Annotated in this window: 13 protein-coding genes; 3 read left to right on the forward strand and 10 right to left on the reverse strand. The window is 69.5% G+C overall.

Features of this window, described 5'->3' with window-relative positions; translation table 11 throughout:
- Positions 1–17 precede the first annotated feature (17 nt).
- Together ACYVGQ_RS08765 and def are read right to left on the reverse strand one after the other, a co-directional pair.
- The gene (locus tag ACYVGQ_RS08765; protein WP_460784249.1) at positions 18–536 is read right to left on the reverse strand and encodes a septum formation family protein; all 519 of its coding nucleotides are present in this window, start codon (positions 534–536) and stop codon (positions 18–20) included.
- A gap of 141 nt (positions 537–677) precedes the next feature.
- Complete coding sequence (gene def, locus ACYVGQ_RS08770) at positions 678–1244, reverse strand: peptide deformylase (RefSeq protein WP_460784250.1); 567 nt, start codon at positions 1242–1244, stop codon at positions 678–680.
- A gap of 61 nt (positions 1245–1305) precedes the next feature.
- On the opposite strand from def, the gene ACYVGQ_RS08775 reads away from it, so the two are divergent.
- Positions 1306–2301, forward strand: coding sequence for a DMT family transporter (locus tag ACYVGQ_RS08775; RefSeq protein WP_460784830.1), 996 nt, complete (start codon positions 1306–1308; stop codon positions 2299–2301).
- On the opposite strand, the gene pgl is transcribed toward ACYVGQ_RS08775, so the two are convergent.
- Genes pgl through tkt form a run of 6 tightly spaced genes read right to left on the reverse strand, consistent with a single transcriptional unit; the run spans position 2295 to position 10403 of the window.
- Entirely contained in the window at positions 2295–3074 is a 780-nt protein-coding gene (gene pgl, locus ACYVGQ_RS08780; RefSeq protein ID WP_460784831.1) for a 6-phosphogluconolactonase, read from the reverse strand. The genes ACYVGQ_RS08775 and pgl overlap by 7 nt on opposite strands.
- A 5-nt stretch (positions 3075–3079) precedes the next feature.
- Positions 3080–4015: a glucose-6-phosphate dehydrogenase assembly protein OpcA gene (locus ACYVGQ_RS08785; RefSeq protein ID WP_460784251.1), complete on the reverse strand. Its 936-nt coding sequence runs from the start codon at positions 4013–4015 to the stop codon at positions 3080–3082.
- Positions 4012–5559, reverse strand: a complete 1548-nt coding sequence (zwf, locus tag ACYVGQ_RS08790; RefSeq protein WP_460784252.1) for a glucose-6-phosphate dehydrogenase — start codon at positions 5557–5559, stop codon at positions 4012–4014. Before zwf ends, ACYVGQ_RS08785 begins: the two co-directional genes overlap by 4 nt.
- A gap of 34 nt (positions 5560–5593) precedes the next feature.
- Entirely contained in the window at positions 5594–7201 is a 1608-nt protein-coding gene (locus tag ACYVGQ_RS08795) for a glucose-6-phosphate isomerase (RefSeq protein ID WP_460784253.1), read from the reverse strand.
- Positions 7198–8310: a transaldolase gene (tal, locus tag ACYVGQ_RS08800; RefSeq protein WP_460784254.1), complete on the reverse strand. Its 1113-nt coding sequence runs from the start codon at positions 8308–8310 to the stop codon at positions 7198–7200. The genes ACYVGQ_RS08795 and tal overlap by 4 nt, the downstream gene beginning before the upstream one ends.
- Positions 8307–10403: a transketolase gene (gene tkt / locus ACYVGQ_RS08805; protein WP_460784832.1), complete on the reverse strand. Its 2097-nt coding sequence runs from the start codon at positions 10401–10403 to the stop codon at positions 8307–8309. The genes tal and tkt overlap by 4 nt, the downstream gene beginning before the upstream one ends.
- 222 nt (positions 10404–10625) lie before the next feature.
- On the opposite strand from tkt, the gene ACYVGQ_RS08810 reads away from it, so the two are divergent.
- Positions 10626–11546 (forward strand): heme o synthase, encoded by a 921-nt coding sequence (locus ACYVGQ_RS08810; RefSeq protein ID WP_460784833.1) that lies wholly within the window; start codon positions 10626–10628, stop codon positions 11544–11546.
- A gap of 57 nt (positions 11547–11603) precedes the next feature.
- Here ACYVGQ_RS08810 and ACYVGQ_RS08815 read toward each other — a convergent pair whose 3' ends face one another.
- Positions 11604–12038 (reverse strand): hypothetical protein, encoded by a 435-nt coding sequence (locus ACYVGQ_RS08815; RefSeq protein ID WP_460784255.1) that lies wholly within the window; start codon positions 12036–12038, stop codon positions 11604–11606.
- Between the two features lie 34 nt (positions 12039–12072).
- Entirely contained in the window at positions 12073–13191 is a 1119-nt protein-coding gene (locus tag ACYVGQ_RS08820; protein WP_460784256.1) for a COX15/CtaA family protein, read from the reverse strand.
- A 232-nt stretch (positions 13192–13423) separates the two neighbouring features.
- On the opposite strand from ACYVGQ_RS08820, the gene sufB reads away from it, so the two are divergent.
- Positions 13424–14842, forward strand: coding sequence for a Fe-S cluster assembly protein SufB (gene sufB, locus ACYVGQ_RS08825; RefSeq protein ID WP_460784257.1), 1419 nt, complete (start codon positions 13424–13426; stop codon positions 14840–14842).
- Positions 14843–14844: the final 2 nt, after the last annotated feature.

Here is a 14844-nt window from a genome sequence, read left to right on the forward strand (position 1 = left end):
TTTTTCGTACCGCGCCATCAGCGCGCGACGCCCTTGAGGGACCCTTTCACACTACCCGCGGTGTCGTAGACGAGGCATTGCACGAGACGGTCATTTGCCTGCCCCCAGCTAGCCTCGGTCGGCTCGTACCAGGTGAAGTCGAGAGACGAATCATCCCAGGAGATCCCGATGAAAGCCTCGAAGGCCGTCGTGCACTCGGAGACTGCCTGGTCGTAGATGGCATCACTGCCTGGGTAGTCGCCATCGGCGAGATCGAACTCGTGATAAACCTCATAGGAATGGGCCTCATCACAGGGAACGACATCGGTATCCGAGGTCTCGCCGCCGTTCATGTCGGTTTCAGGCAGGCAATCACCGACCTGGAGTGAGAAGATGTCAATATTGGATTCTTCGGTGACGTTGTTGTCGTCGTCGCGCGGCGCGTCGCCGCCGCCGCCGATGATGCCGTTCAGGACGCTGCAGCCCGTGAGCGCGAGGCTGAGCGCAGCAGCCGAGCCGGCCAGTGCGAGAGCGCGTCGCGTGCGCATCTTCATCATGTGGATTTCCCCTCCGAAGCTGTGTGGAATCGGCGGGTGTGAGGTTCCCGCCCATGGAACCGTATCGATCGCGAACCTGGGACGCAACTTCGAGGAACCTATCGAGGAGCTGAACGTCGAGGACGGCATCCCGAGGGGTCGTCAGGCCTCGAGATCATCCACTCCGGGGATCCAGCTTCGCCCCGGCCTGCCCCATCCGCGCTTGCGCGCGATCTTCTGCACGGTCTTCGCATCGGCGTCGGAGAGACGGTCCAGGTAGAGGATGCCGTCGAGGTGGTCGAACTCGTGCTGCATGATCCGTGCGCGCCAGCCGTCGACCTCGATGCGCACCGGCTCTCCGGCCAGATCCCTCCCCGTCACGAGGACGCGGTCTGCCCGACGCAGCGGGAATCGCTCGCCGGGGAAGGAGAGACAGCCCTCGGACTCCTCATCCGGATCCGGCGCGCCGGGCTCCGGGGGAGACATCCACAGCACGGGGTTGATGATCTCGCCGCGCCAAGGACGCTCCTCGTCGTCCACATAGGCGTATGTGTAGATCCGCAGCGGAACGCCGACCTGGGGGGCGGCGAGGCCCACGCCGGGCGCGGCGTCCATCGTCTCGTACATGTCGGCGACGAGGGTGCGGATCTCGTCGGTGATCTCCTCCACCTCCGAGGCCGGGGAGTGCAGGACGGGGTCGCCCATGATGCGAATCGGAAGAACAGCCACGCCACAACCCTACCGGCGGCGAACCGCCGGGTAAGGTCGTAGTGTGAGCGCGGGTGTGTGGATGGCGGGGGTGGACGTCGGCGACCAGCTCGTCGGCGTGTTCCAGAATCCCGGCCTGCTCCTCGGCATCCCGCTCGCTCTCGCGGGAGCGGTGTTCATGTCGCTCGGCGCGCAGTATCAGCATCGCGGCGTGGAGAAGGTCGAGAGGCTCAGCGGGGAGGACGGCGCGTCGGGTCTGACCGTCGCGCAGCTCAAGCGTCTGCTGAGCCGGCCTTCCTGGATCATCGGCACGCTCATGCTCGGCCTCGCGATCGTGTGTCAGCTCGCCGCCCTCTCGGTCGCCCCGCTCATCGTGGTGCAGCCGCTCGGGGCCATCGCGCTCGTCATCACGACGCTGCTGAACGCCCGCGTCTCGGGCCACACGCCGACGAGGCAGTCGCTCATCGCGATCACCTCGTGCGTCGGCGGCATCTTCATCTTCGTCTTCTTCGCGGCGATCTATGCCGTGGAGAAGGACATCACCACGATCGAGCTGTTCACGATCCTCGTGATCCTGCTCGTGGTGATCATCCTGCTCGGCGCCTGCTGGCTGATCCTGCGCCACCGGATGCGCGCGCTGTTCTACGTCGTCGGCGCCGGCATCCTCTACGGCTTCGTCGCCACGCTCGCCAAGGCCGTCATCGAGAGGGTCAAGGCGGGGGAGTTCGACTGGATCACCGCCGTCTGCGTCCTCGCGCTCATCGCGGCCGGCGCGGTGGGCGCCTACTTCGTGCAGACCGCGTACAGCTCAGGACCGCCCGACCTCGTGATCGCCGGGCTCACCGTCGTCGACCCGATGATCGCCGTCCTCATCGGCGCTGTGGTGCTCGGCGAGACCGACGCCGCTCCGCTGTGGGTGCTCATCGCCTTCGGCATCTCCGGCGCCGTCGCCGTCTGGGGTGTGGTCGGTCTTGCGCGGTACCACCCGCAGGTGCTCAGCGAGAGCCAGGAGCTCGGCATCACGCGCGGCAGCGACGAGCCGAGGGATCCCCCGGCCGGGGAAGACGACGCTCAGTAGGCCTGGTCGATGAGATCCGGCGAGACCTCGGAGGCCGCGGCCTCGTCCACGAAGAACACCGTGCGCCTGCGCCCCTTGGCGCCGGCGACCGGAACGCTCGTGTAGCTCGCGCCGGCGAGGGCGAGACCGAGCGCGGACGCCTTGTCCGCACCGGTCAGCACCAGCCACACGCGCTTCGACGCGTTGATCACCGGTCGCGTCAGCGTGACGCGCTCCGGCGGCGGCTTCGGGGAGTCGCGCACCGGGAGCACGGCGGCGTCCGTCACCGTCACCTCCGGCCGATCGGGGAAGAGGGAGGCGATGTGGCCGTCCGGACCGACGCCGAGGAAGCACACGGCGAACGAGGGCCAGGGCTGATCCTCGTTCCCCCAGCGCGCGAGCTCCTCCGCATAGGCGGCGGCGGCCTCGTCGAGGGTGACGCCGCTGTCCGAAGCTGCGACCTCGTGGATGTTCTCGGCGGGAACGGAGAGATGATCCAGCAGCGCCGTCCGCGACTGCAGCGCGTTGCGGTCGCCATCTGCGCGAGGAACGAAGCGCTCATCGCCCCACCAGAAATGGACCAGGCTCCAGTCGATCTCCGCGGCGCGCGGATGCGTGCGCACCGCACTGAGCACCGCGCCGCCCATGGAGCCGCCGGTCAGCGCGACGTGCGCGACCCTGCCGTTCCTCGTCCTGGCGCGGAGCCGGGCGAGGAATCGGTCGGCGACACGGGCGGCCAGGGCCTGCGGCGTCGCCTCGACGACGACGGTCTTCTCGGCGGCTGCTGCCTCCATGGCGCTCACGCTCCCGTCTCGGGCGGACCCAGCTTCTCCCAGCCCTCGGTGATCACTCGACCGTACAGCACGTCGGGGTCGAGACGCCGCAGCTCCTCGGCCAGGCATTCGCGCAGCGTGCGCCGGGGCAGATGCAGGTCGTGATCGGGCTGACCGGGCTGGGTCAGCACCGCGACCCCCGGCTCGGGGCGCTCCAGCAGGATGTCACCGGAAGCGCGCGTGAGACGCACCGACTTGATGCCCTCGTTCCATGTGGCGGGGTTCTCGTACGCCCAGCGCACCGGGACGTCCAGCGCGAGTCGGAGCCACGCCGCCAGCAGCGCCGTCGAGGGCGAAGCGGAGGCGCCGCGCACCTCGACGCCCGTGACCGGCTCGAAAGGCGGCTGGTCGAGGACTGCGGCGAGCTGCTCGCGCCAGTGCGTGAGCCGTGTCCACGCCAGATCGGTGTCACCGGGCGCGTGCGTCTTGTCGAGCAGCGCCAGACGGTCGCGCACGTCCGGCGAGGTCGCGGCGTCCGTGATCCGGCGCTGGGCGATCCTGCCGAGCGGCGAGGACGCCGTGTCGGTGGGCGCCTCCTCCGGCCACCACGCCACGACGGGTGCGTCCGGCAGCAGCAGGCCGGTGATGAGGCTCTCCTCGTTGCTCGCCGCGTCTCCGTAGGCGCGCAGGACCACGACCTCGCTCGCGCCGGCGTCGCCGCCGACCCGGATCTGGGCGTCGAGATGAGACTCTCCGTCGCCGGTGGTGAGCACGATGACACGCATCGGATGCTCGCGGGAGGCATCGTTCGCGGCGTCGATCGCAGCCTCGGCCACGCCGTTGCGAGCGGTGATGACGAGCGTCAGCACCCTGCCGAGGGCGACGGCGCCGCCCTCCTCGCGGACGCTGACGAGCTTCTTTGCGACCTGGCTGACGGTCGTGTCGGGCAGGTCGATGATCACGGTCGTCTCCAGACTCGTCCGTCGCGGGCCAGTAGGGCGTCGGCGGATGCCGGGCCCCATGAGCCGGGGGCGTACTGCTCCACTGGGCCGCCCTCGGCGGTCCAGAACTCCTCCACGGGGTCGAGGATCTTCCAGCTGAGCTCGACCTCCTCGTGACGGGGGAAGAGCGGCGGATCGCCGAGCAGCACGTCGAGGATGAGGCGCTCGTACGCCTCGGGGCTCGCCTCGGTGAAGGCGTGTCCGTAGCCGAAGTCCATCGTCACATCCCGGACGTTCGTGCCGGAACCGGGCACCTTGGATCCGAAGCGGATCGTCACGCCTTCGTCGGGCTGCACGCGGATGACGAGCGCGTTCTGGCCGAGCTCGGAGGCGTTGGACCGTCCGAACAGGTGCTCGGGCGCCCGCTTGAAGACGACCGCGACCTCGGTCACGCGGCGGCCGAGGCGCTTGCCCGTACGGAGGTAGAACGGCACGTCCGCCCAGCGGCGCGTCGCGATCTCGAGCTTGATGGCGGCGTAGGTCTCGGTCGTGGACTTCGGGTCCATGCCGTCCTCGTCGAGGAAGCCGGTGACCTGCTCACCGCCCTGCCATCCTCCCGCGTACTGTCCGCGCGCGGTGGCGAGGGAGAGATCCTCCGGGAGATGGACGGCCGCGAGGACCTTCTCCTTCTCCGCGCGCAGATGCTCCGCGGACAGGCTGATCGGCTCCTCCATCGCCGTCAGCGCGAGCAGCTGCAGCAGGTGGTTCTGGATGACGTCGCGCGCCGCGCCGACCCCGTCGTAGTAGCCGGCACGACCGCCGACGCCGATGTCCTCGGCCATGGTGATCTGCACGTGGTCGACGTAGTTGCGGTTCCAGATCGGCTCGTACAGCTCGTTGGCGAACCGCAGCGCCAGGATGTTCTGGACCGTCTCCTTGCCGAGGTAGTGGTCGATGCGGAAGATCGAGTCGGGCGCGAAGGCCACCTCGAGCGCCTTGTTCAGCTCGCGGGCCGACGCCAGGTCGTGGCCGAACGGCTTCTCGATGACGACCCGGCGCCAGTGATCCTCGCTGACCTCGTCGCCGACGAGACCGGAGTCCTTGAGCTGACGCGCGACGACGGGGAACGCCTTCGGCGGGATCGAGAGGTAGAACGCATGGTTGCCCATGGTGCCGCGCTCGACGTCCAGCGTGTCCAGCGTCGACCGGAGCCGGGCGAAAGCCTCCGGATCGTCGAACTCGCCGGAGACGAACCGGATGCCCTGCAGCAGCTGCTGCCAGGTCTCCTCGCGGAAGGGCGTGCGGGCGTGCTCCTTGACCGCGTCATGGACGACCTGGGCGAAGTCCTGGTCCTCCCAGTCCCTTCGGGCGAACCCGACGAGCGCGAATCCGGGCGGCAGCAGGCCGCGGTTGGCGAGGTCGTAGACGGCGGGCATGAGCTTCTTGCGCGACAGGTCGCCGGTGACGCCGAAGATCACGAGGGCGCTGGGCCCGGCGATCCGGTTCAGGCGTCGATCGTCGGGATCGCGCAGCGGGTTGTGCCCGCGGGTGACAGGGACAGACATCAGTGGGGGATTCTCCTAGAGAACGACTTCTGAACTACTTCTGAGCGGCTTCGAAGAGGGTGAGGACATCGGCCGAGGAATCGGTGATGGTCAGCGAGACGACAGGACGGCCGTGCTCGGCGAGCACGGCGGCATCACCGGCGGCCTGGGCCTCGAGGAGCTGACCGAAGGTGAACGGCCGGTCGGGGATCTCGAGGTCGACCTCCGTGCGCTCGAGGATCTGCAGGAACACGCCCTGCGCGGGGCCACCCTTGTGGTACTGGCCGGTGGAGTGCAGGAAGCGCGGGCCCCAGCCGAACGTGGCCGGCCGCCCGGCATCCGCCGCGACCAGCTCGCGCAGGCCCCGCAGCTGCGGCAGATCGAGGCGGTTCACGTACGCCTGGATCGCCACGTAGCCGTCCTCGGGCAGCCGGGCCCACAGGGCGTCGAGGACGCCCTCCACCGTCCCGGATGCCGCGAGCGCCGGGTCGGACACCCGGACCTCGACGCCGTCCTCGACGAACGCGGGGGAGACCGGAGCCGGGCGAGCGTCGAGCAGGCCGCGCGCCGCGACCTTGGCGGACTCCACATCGGGCTGGTCGAACGGGTTGATCCCGAGCAGCCGACCGGCGATCGCGGTGGCGTACTCCCAGACGATGAAGTTCGCACCCAGCGTGCCGCTCACGAGGATCTCCCCCTCGTGACGCTCCCGCAGATGGAACTCGTTCGCGTCGTCCACCAGTCGCACGATCTGCAGATCGGAGGGCCGATCCTCGAGCTCCGGAGAGACGGGAAGCAGGACGACGGGGAGGATCCCGGTGCCCTCCTTGCCGGTCGACTCCGCGATGAGCTGCTCGATCCAGTCCGGCAGGCCGTCGATGTGCGTCCCGTCGGTGACGAGGCCGAGCTTGTCCCGGCGCGGACTCGTGGCGGCGATCGCCGCGGCCAGCCGCAGTGCGGGGTTCTCCGCCGAGTCGACGGCGACCTCGAGGAGCGAGGCCTCGGCCTCGTCGAGCAGCTCGGCGATGTCGACACCGGCGAGGCCGGCGGGCACGAGACCGAAGGCGGTCAGGGCGGAGTAGCGTCCGCCGACGTTGGGATCGGCGGTGAAGACGCGGTAGCCCGCCTCCCTGGCCGAGGCGTCGAGGGGAGACGCCGGATCCGTGACCACGACGATGCGGCCGGCGGGGTCGATGCCGAGATCCCGGAAGGCCGTCTCGAACGTCCGTCGCTGCGAGTCGGTCTCCACCGTCGATCCGGACTTCGACGACACCACGAGGACGGTCTCCGCAAGTCCCTCGTCGAGAGCGGCGAGCACCTGACCGGGAGCGGTCGAGTCGAGGATCGTCAGCGGCACGCCGGCCGTCTGCGCGATCACCTCGGGGGCGAGCGAGGAACCGCCCATCCCGGCGAGGACGACGCGGGTCACGCCCTCGGCCGCGAGCGACTCCCGCAGGGCGAGGATCTCCGCGACGAGGGGTCGCGAGAGGGACACGGCGTCCACCCACGCCAGCCGCACGGATGCCTCGGCCTCGGCGGCGGGGCCCCACAGCGTCGCATCGCCGGAGGTGATGCGGGACGCGACCAGATCACGGACGAGGCCGGGGACGACCTCGTCGATCGCGGCCCTGGCAGCGCCGGAGGCGTGCAGGGCGAATGTCACCGCTGGGCCTCCAGGGCCTCGGCGACCTGGGTGAGCAGGTCGTGCCAGGAGTCGATGAACTTCGCGACGCCCTCGTCCTCCAGGACCTGGGTGACGTCGGTGAAGTCGACGCCGACCTCGGCGAGGCCGGCGAAGACCGCCCGGGCCTCCTCATAGCCGCCGGTGATGGTGTCGCCGGCGATGACGCCGTGGTCGAAGGTCGCCTCGAGCGTCTTCTCGGGCATCGTGTTGACGACGCCCTGGGCGACCAGCTCCGTGACGTACAGCGTGTCGGGGAGAGCGGGGTCCTTGACGCCGGTGGAGGCCCACAGCGGGCGCTGCAGGTTCGCTCCGGCCTCGAGGAGCGCCTTCGCGCGGTCGCCGGCGAACGTGTTCTCGAACAGCTCGTAGGCGAGACGGGCGTTGGCGAGGCCGGCCTCGCTCTTGAGCGCCAGTGCCGCATCCGTGCCGATCGCGGTCAGGCGCTTGTCGGTCTCGGTGTCCACGCGGGACACGAAGAACGAGGCGACCGACTCGATGGTCGACAGGTCGATGCCGGCCGCCTTCGCGGTCTCGAGGCCCGTCAGGTAGGCGTCGATGACCTCGGCGTAGCGCTCGAGGCTGAAGATGAGCGTGACGTTGACGCTGATGCCGGCGCCGATCGCCTGAGCGATCGCGGGCAGGCCGGCCTTCGTCGCCGGGATCTTGACGAGCAGGTTCGGTCGGTCGATCTTCGCCCAGAGCTCCTTGGCCTGCGCGACGGTGCCCTCGGTGTCGTGGGCGAGATCGGGGGAGACTTCGATCGAGACGCGGCCGTCGACGTGACCGGACGCCTCCCACACGGGGCGGAAGACGTCGAGCGCGGCGGCGACGTCCTGCGTCGTCGCCGCGAAGACGGCCTCCTCCGCGGTGGCGCCCGAGGCGGCGAGCTCGGTGACCTGAGCGTCGTACGAGGTGTCGTTCTGATCGGTGATCGCGTTCGCGAAGATCGTCGGGTTGGTGGTGACCCCGGAGACGTTGCGCGTCTCGATGAGCTCGGCGAGGTTGCCGGAGCTGATCCGGGTGCGGGAGAGGTCGTCCAGCCAGATGCTGACGCCGGCCGCGGCGAGGGAGGCTGTGGGGGTGGTCATGCGTTCTCCTTGAGGGTCTCGCGCGCCGCCTCGACGACGGCCTCGGCGGTGATGCCGAACTTCTGGAACAGGGTCTTGTAGTCGGCGGAGGCGCCGAAGTGGTCGATGCCGATCGAGCGGCCCCTGTCGCCCACGATTCCGCGCCAGGTGAGGACGGATCCCGCCTCGACGGAGACGCGGGCCGTGACGGCCGCGGGCAGGACGGACTCGCGATAGGCGGCGTCCTGCTCCTCGAACCACTCCAGGGACGGGGCCGACACGACGCGCGCGTTCACGCCCTCCGCGGCGAGCGTCTCACGAGCGGAGACGGCCAGCTGGACCTCGGAGCCGGTCGCGATGAGGATGACGTCCGGGGTGCCGCTCGGCGCCTCCGCGAGGACGTACGCGCCCTTGGTCGTGCGGTCAGCGGACGCGAAGACGTCACCGGAGGCGTCGCCGTCGCCGCGTGCGAAGTTCGGCACGTTCTGGCGGGTGAGGGCGATGCCGGTGGGGCCGCCGTGACGGCGCAGGATCTCGAGCCACGCCGCCGCCGTCTCGTTTCCATCCGCCGGGCGCACGACCGTGAAGTTCGGGATCGCGCGGAGCGTCGCGAGCTGCTCGACGGGCTGGTGCGTCGGCCCGTCCTCGCCGAGGGCGATGGAGTCGTGCGTCCAGACGAAGATGCTCGGGATGTCCATCAGCGCGGCGAGGCGGACGGCGGGGCGCATGTAGTCGCTGAAGATCAGGAACGTGCCGCCGAAGGCGCGGGTCCTCCCGTGCAGGGTGATGCCGTTGAGGATCGAGCCCATCGCGTGCTCGCGGATGCCGAAGTGGAGCACGCGGCCGTAGGGGCTGCCCGACCAGTCGTGCGTCGACCACTCGGCCGGGATGAACGAGGCGGCATCGGAGATGGTCGTGTTGTTCGAGCCGGCGAGGTCGGCGGAGCCGCCCCAGAGCTCGGGCAGCACGGGGGCGAGCGCGTTGATGACCTTGCCGCTCGCGGCGCGGGTCGACACCTCTGTGCCTGCCTCGAAGACCGGGAGCGACTGCTCGATGCCCTCGGGCAGGGCCTGCGCCTCGAGGCGGTCGAGCAGCGCCTTGCGCTCGGGGTTCGCGGCGGCCCAGGCGTCGAAGTCCGCCTGCCAGGCTGCGCGGGTCTCGACGGCGCGCGCGGCGAGCTCGCGGGTGTGCGAGATGACGGCGTCCTCGACGACGAAGCTCTGGGCAGGATCGAAGCCGAGCACCTCCTTGGTCGCGGCGACCTCGTCGGCTCCCAGGGCGTTGCCGTGGACGGACTCGGTGCCCTTCTTGTTCGGCGCGGGGTAGCCGATGATCGTCTTCAGGATGATCAGGGTGGGCTTGGCGGTCTCGGCCTTGCCCTCCTCGATCGCGTCCAGCAGCTCCTGGACGTCCTCGACGTACTCGCCGGTGCGCGTCCAGTCGACCGCGAGCACCTGCCAGCCGTAGGCGCGGTAGCGGGCGGCGACGTCCTCCGTGAACGCGACGTTCGTGTCGCCCTCGATCGAGATCTGGTTCGAGTCGTAGATGGCGATCAGGTTGCCCAGCTGCTGGTGGCCGGCGAGCGATGAGGCCTCGCTGGTCACGCCCTCCTGGAGATCGCCGTCACCGGCGATCGCGTAGACGTAGTGGTCGAAGGGGCTCGTGCCCGCCTCCGCCTCCGGATCGAAGAGTCCGCGCTCGTACCGGGCGGCGTAGGCGAAGCCGACGGCGGAGGCGAGCCCCTGGCCGAGCGGGCCGGTGGTGATCTCGATGCCCTTGGTGTGGCCGTACTCCGGGTGGCCTGGCGTGAGGGAGCCCCAGGTGCGCAGCGACTCGAGGTCGCCGAGCTCGAGACCGAACCCGCCGAGGTAGAGCTGCACGTACTGCGTGAGCGAGGAGTGGCCGACCGAGAGGATGAAGCGGTCGCGGCCGAGCCAGTCGGTGTCGGCCGGGTCGTGACGGAGCACCCGCTGATAGAGGAGGTACGCCACCGGAGCGAGGCTCATGGCGGTTCCGGGGTGACCGTTGCCGACCTTCTGCACGGCGTCCGCCGCCAGAATGCGCGCGGTGTCCACCGCACGTCGATCGATCTCATCCCACTGCAATTCCGACACGGTCATGCCCTTTCCGACAGTAACGAGGGCGCCCGTATTCCCTGGCGCATCCGCATCGTCACGGACAGGTGCACAGCGCCGGGCGCGCGAGTGCTTTCAGCATAGCCCGCTTGGTTCGCTCGCAGCGCGCGTGCGTCGGAGAGAGACGGCGGAGCCGCTGACCGGCTCGGCCGGGCCGTGCCGTAGACTGGTGCGGGTTTGTCCCGCTGCCCGGAGGAGGGGATCGAGATCTCGACGCAGACGCAGCCGGTCACGGCCAGGAAGCCGCTCGGACGCACCGTGAAGGCCTATGTGGCCCTCACGAAGCCGCGCGTCCTCGAGCTCCTGCTCGTCTCCACCGTGCCCGTGATGTTCCTCGCGCAGGGCGGGCTCCCCGACCTCTGGCTCGTGCTGGCCACGGTCGTCGGCGGCTCCCTGAGCGCCGGATCCGCCGCCGCGTTCAACATGTACCTCGACCGGGACATCGACGCGCACATGCACCGCACCGAGAACCGGCCCCTCGTCACGGGCGAGGTGACGCCGCGGGGCGCTCTCGTCTTCTCGTGGACGCTGGCGGTCGGCTCGACGATCTGGCTGTGGCTCACGACGAACTGGCTCGCGGCGACGCTGTCCGCCGGCGCGATCTTCTTCTACGTCGTGATCTACACGATGATCCTCAAGCGCCGCACCGAGCAGAACATCGTGTGGGGAGGGATCGCCGGATGCTTCCCCGTCCTCATCGGCTGGGCGGCCGTCACGGGTTCGGTCGACTGGCCCGCGCTGATCCTGTTCCTGCTCGTCTTCCTCTGGACCCCGCCGCACTACTGGCCGCTGTCGATGAAGTACCGCGGCGACTACGAGGACGTCGACGTCCCGATGCTCGGCGTGACGCGCAACGCCTCGCAGGTGGGCCTGCAGGTCATCCTGTACGCCTGGGCGACCATCGCGTGCTCGCTGCTGCTGATCCCGGTGGCGGGGATGGGGCTGGTCTACTCGGTGTCGGCGCTGGTCTTCGGCGGATGGTTCATCTACGAGTCGCACCGGCTGTACAACCGTGCAGTGCGGGGCACCGAGCCGCGCCCGATGCGCGTGTTCCACGCGTCCATCACCTACCTGACCCTGATCTTCCTCGCCGTCGCGATCGACCCGCTGCTCCCGTTCTGACGCCTCCGCGCCCGCTCCCTGTGACCTCGTCGAAGGGGCGGGCGCGGCGTCGCACGGTCAGCGTGGGGTGACGACCTGCTCCTCGGCGTCCTCGGTCCGGACGTCGGATGCCGCGGCATCCGACGTATCCGCTTCCGCATCTGCGGGGGTCTCGGCGGCCGGGCCCGCCTCGGGCTCGTCCTCGCCGCCGTCGGCGGTCCAGTCGATCGCCTCGACGACCTCGACGACGGGCTTCGGGAGAAGGGTCCTCGCGGCCGCCAGGAAGAGAGTCAGGAACAGCCCGACGACGCCGGCGGCGATGAGCGCGCCGGCCACGACCACCCATGACTGACCCGCATAGACCTCGACGCCGGTCGCCGTCCCGTCGAGGAGGGTCGTGGTCATGACCTCGATCTGATCGGTCGCGATCCAGCCGCCGACGCCGATCGCGGCGAGCGAGAGGACGAGGAGGAGCCAGAAGGGGATGCTTCGGATGAGCGCTGTGGTGTTCATCCGAGCCACCCTGCCCGGGGAGTCGGTGCGTGGTCTATGCGGAGGTTGTGGATGCGCTGAGCGTGGCGTGCCCGCTCGCCGCGACCGGCTGCTTCAGGTTCAGCACGACGACCGTGTACGCGGCCGCGGACAGCGACGCGAGGACCATGTGGACGCCCACGAGGATCTCCGGCAGTCCTTCTCGGGCCTGCCAGACGCCGACGGCGATCTGCACAGCGATCGCTGCCGTCAGGACGAGCAGCCAGCGCAGCACCGGGAGCCTCTGCATGACGGCGACGGCGGCGAGCGTCAGCACGAGCGCGGCCAGGAGGTACCCGGGCCACGAGTGGATGTGCGCGAGGACGGTCGCGTCGAAGCCGTCGCGCACGACGTTCGCGTCCCCGGAGTGCGGGCCGCTGCCGGTGGTCAGCACGCCGAAGACGATCGTGACGGCGAGGGCGAGTCCCGTGACGTGCGCGAGCGTCGCGAACCAGCGCGGGACCGCGCGCAGCCGAGTGCCCGGCGCCGCGCCCATCCGCACGAGGTAGGCGGCGGTGACGCACACCAGCAGGAGCGAGGAGGTGTAGTGGAAACCGACGATGAAGGCGTTCAGATCGGTGACGACCGCCAGCCCTCCGACCACGGCCTGCGCCATGACGCCGGCCAGCACGATCCAGGCCAGCACGACGAGGTCGCGACGGTCGCCGACGCGACGGACGGAGTCGACGGCGGCGACGAGCACAGCCAGGAGGAGGGCCCCGGAGAAGAAGCCGGCGCCGGGCAGCCCGAAGGGCGCGGTCACGGCGTAGGCGAGCACGCCGAGCACGATGCCGCCGACGGCGAACCATACCGCGCGCAGCACCGGCCTCCGGCCGCCGACGGCGGCGAGGGTGAGCAGGAGGACCGCGAGGGCGAGGACGCCCACCAGGCCCGTCATCGTGCGGTTCCCGAACTCGATGATGCCGTGGATCCCCTGCTCGGGAAGCGGAACGAGGGACTCCGGCGTGCACAGCGGCCACTCGGAGCATCCGAGACCGGAGCCCGTGAGCCGCACCGCGCCCCCGGTGCCGATGATGACGACCTCCGCGAGGAAGGACAGCCAGGCCAGCACTCGGAGAGTCGGGGAGAAGGCGATGCGCGTGACGGCGGCGGGCGCGATGGTGCTCTCGGGCATGAGGCCTCCGGTTCGCGCCGAACCGCCGGGACGGGCCCGGATGTCAGGGGAACCTGTAGAATCGGATTGTTGCGATGCTCGCGAGAAGCGCGGGATGCATCAACAACAGTTTAGGCGCGATGATCGCGTCCGTGATGAGGGCCCCACAGCGGCATCCCACCCCCGTTCACTCGACGGGGATACGGCGTGCCGGAGCGGATGACACCGTCAGGGCCGACAAGGAGAGTGTGTGATGTCGGATGTGCTGATTGACCGCCCGGAGCTCGAAGGCCTGGGGGTGTACGAGTTCGGCTGGCACGATACGGATGCCGCCGGTGCCACGGCGAGACGCGGTCTCTCCGAAGAGGTCGTGCGCGGGATCTCCGCGCTCAAGAGCGAACCCGAGTGGATGCTGAAGACCCGCTTGAAGGGCCTCCAGCTGTTCGGGCGCAAGCCGATGCCGACCTGGGGCGCCGACCTCAGCGAGATCGACTTCGACAACATCAAGTACTTCGTCCGTTCGACGGAGAAGCAGGCGCAGTCCTGGGAGGACCTCCCGGCGGACATCCGCGAGACCTACGAGCGCCTGGGCATCCCGGAGGCGGAGCGTCAGCGCCTCGTCGCCGGCGTCGCGGCGCAGTACGAGTCCGAGGTCGTCTATCACCAGATCCGCGAGGACCTCGAGGCGCAGGGCGTCATCTTCATGGACACCGACACCGCGCTGCGCGAGCACCCGGAGTTCTTCGAGGAGTACTTCGGAACGGTGATCCCGGCCGGGGACAACAAGTTCGCCGCGCTCAACACCGCCGTCTGGTCGGGCGGGTCGTTCGTCTACGTCCCCAAGGGCGTGCACGTCGAGATCCCGCTGCAGGCGTACTTCCGCATCAACACCGAGAACATGGGCCAGTTCGAGCGGACCCTCATCATCGCCGACGAGGACAGCTACGTCCACTACATCGAGGGCTGCACCGCTCCGATCTACAAGTCGGACTCGCTGCACTCGGCCGTCGTCGAGATCATCGTGAAGAAGAACGCCCGCGTGCGCTACACGACGATCCAGAACTGGTCGAACAACGTCTACAACCTCGTCACCAAGCGCGCCGTCGCCCACGAGGGAGCGACGATGGAGTGGGTCGACGGCAACATCGGCTCCAAGGTGACGATGAAGTACCCGTCGATCTACCTGATGGGGGAGCACGCCAAGGGCGAGACGCTCTCCGTCGCCTTCGCCGGCCCCGGCCAGCACCAGGACGCCGGCGCGAAGATGATCCACATGGCGCCCTACACGCAGTCCTCGATCGTCTCCAAGTCGATCGCCCGCGGGGGCGGCCGCGCCGGCTACCGCGGCGAGGTCCGGGTCGACGCCAACGCGCACCACTCCGCCAACACGGTGCGCTGCGACGCGCTGCTCGTCGACACCAAGTCCCGCTCCGACACCTATCCCGCCATCGACATCCGCGTCGACGACGTGCAGCTCGGCCACGAGGCCACGGTCTCGAAGGTCAGCGAGGAGCAGCTGTTCTACCTGCAGTCCCGGGGCATGCCGGAGGACGAGGCGATGGCCATGATCGTGCGCGGCTTCATCGAGCCGATCGCGCGCGAGCTGCCGATGGAGTACGCGATGGAGCTCAACAAGCTCATCGAGATGGGCATGGAAGGATCGGTCGGCTGAGC

This window comes from Microbacterium tumbae (assembly GCF_054780175.1).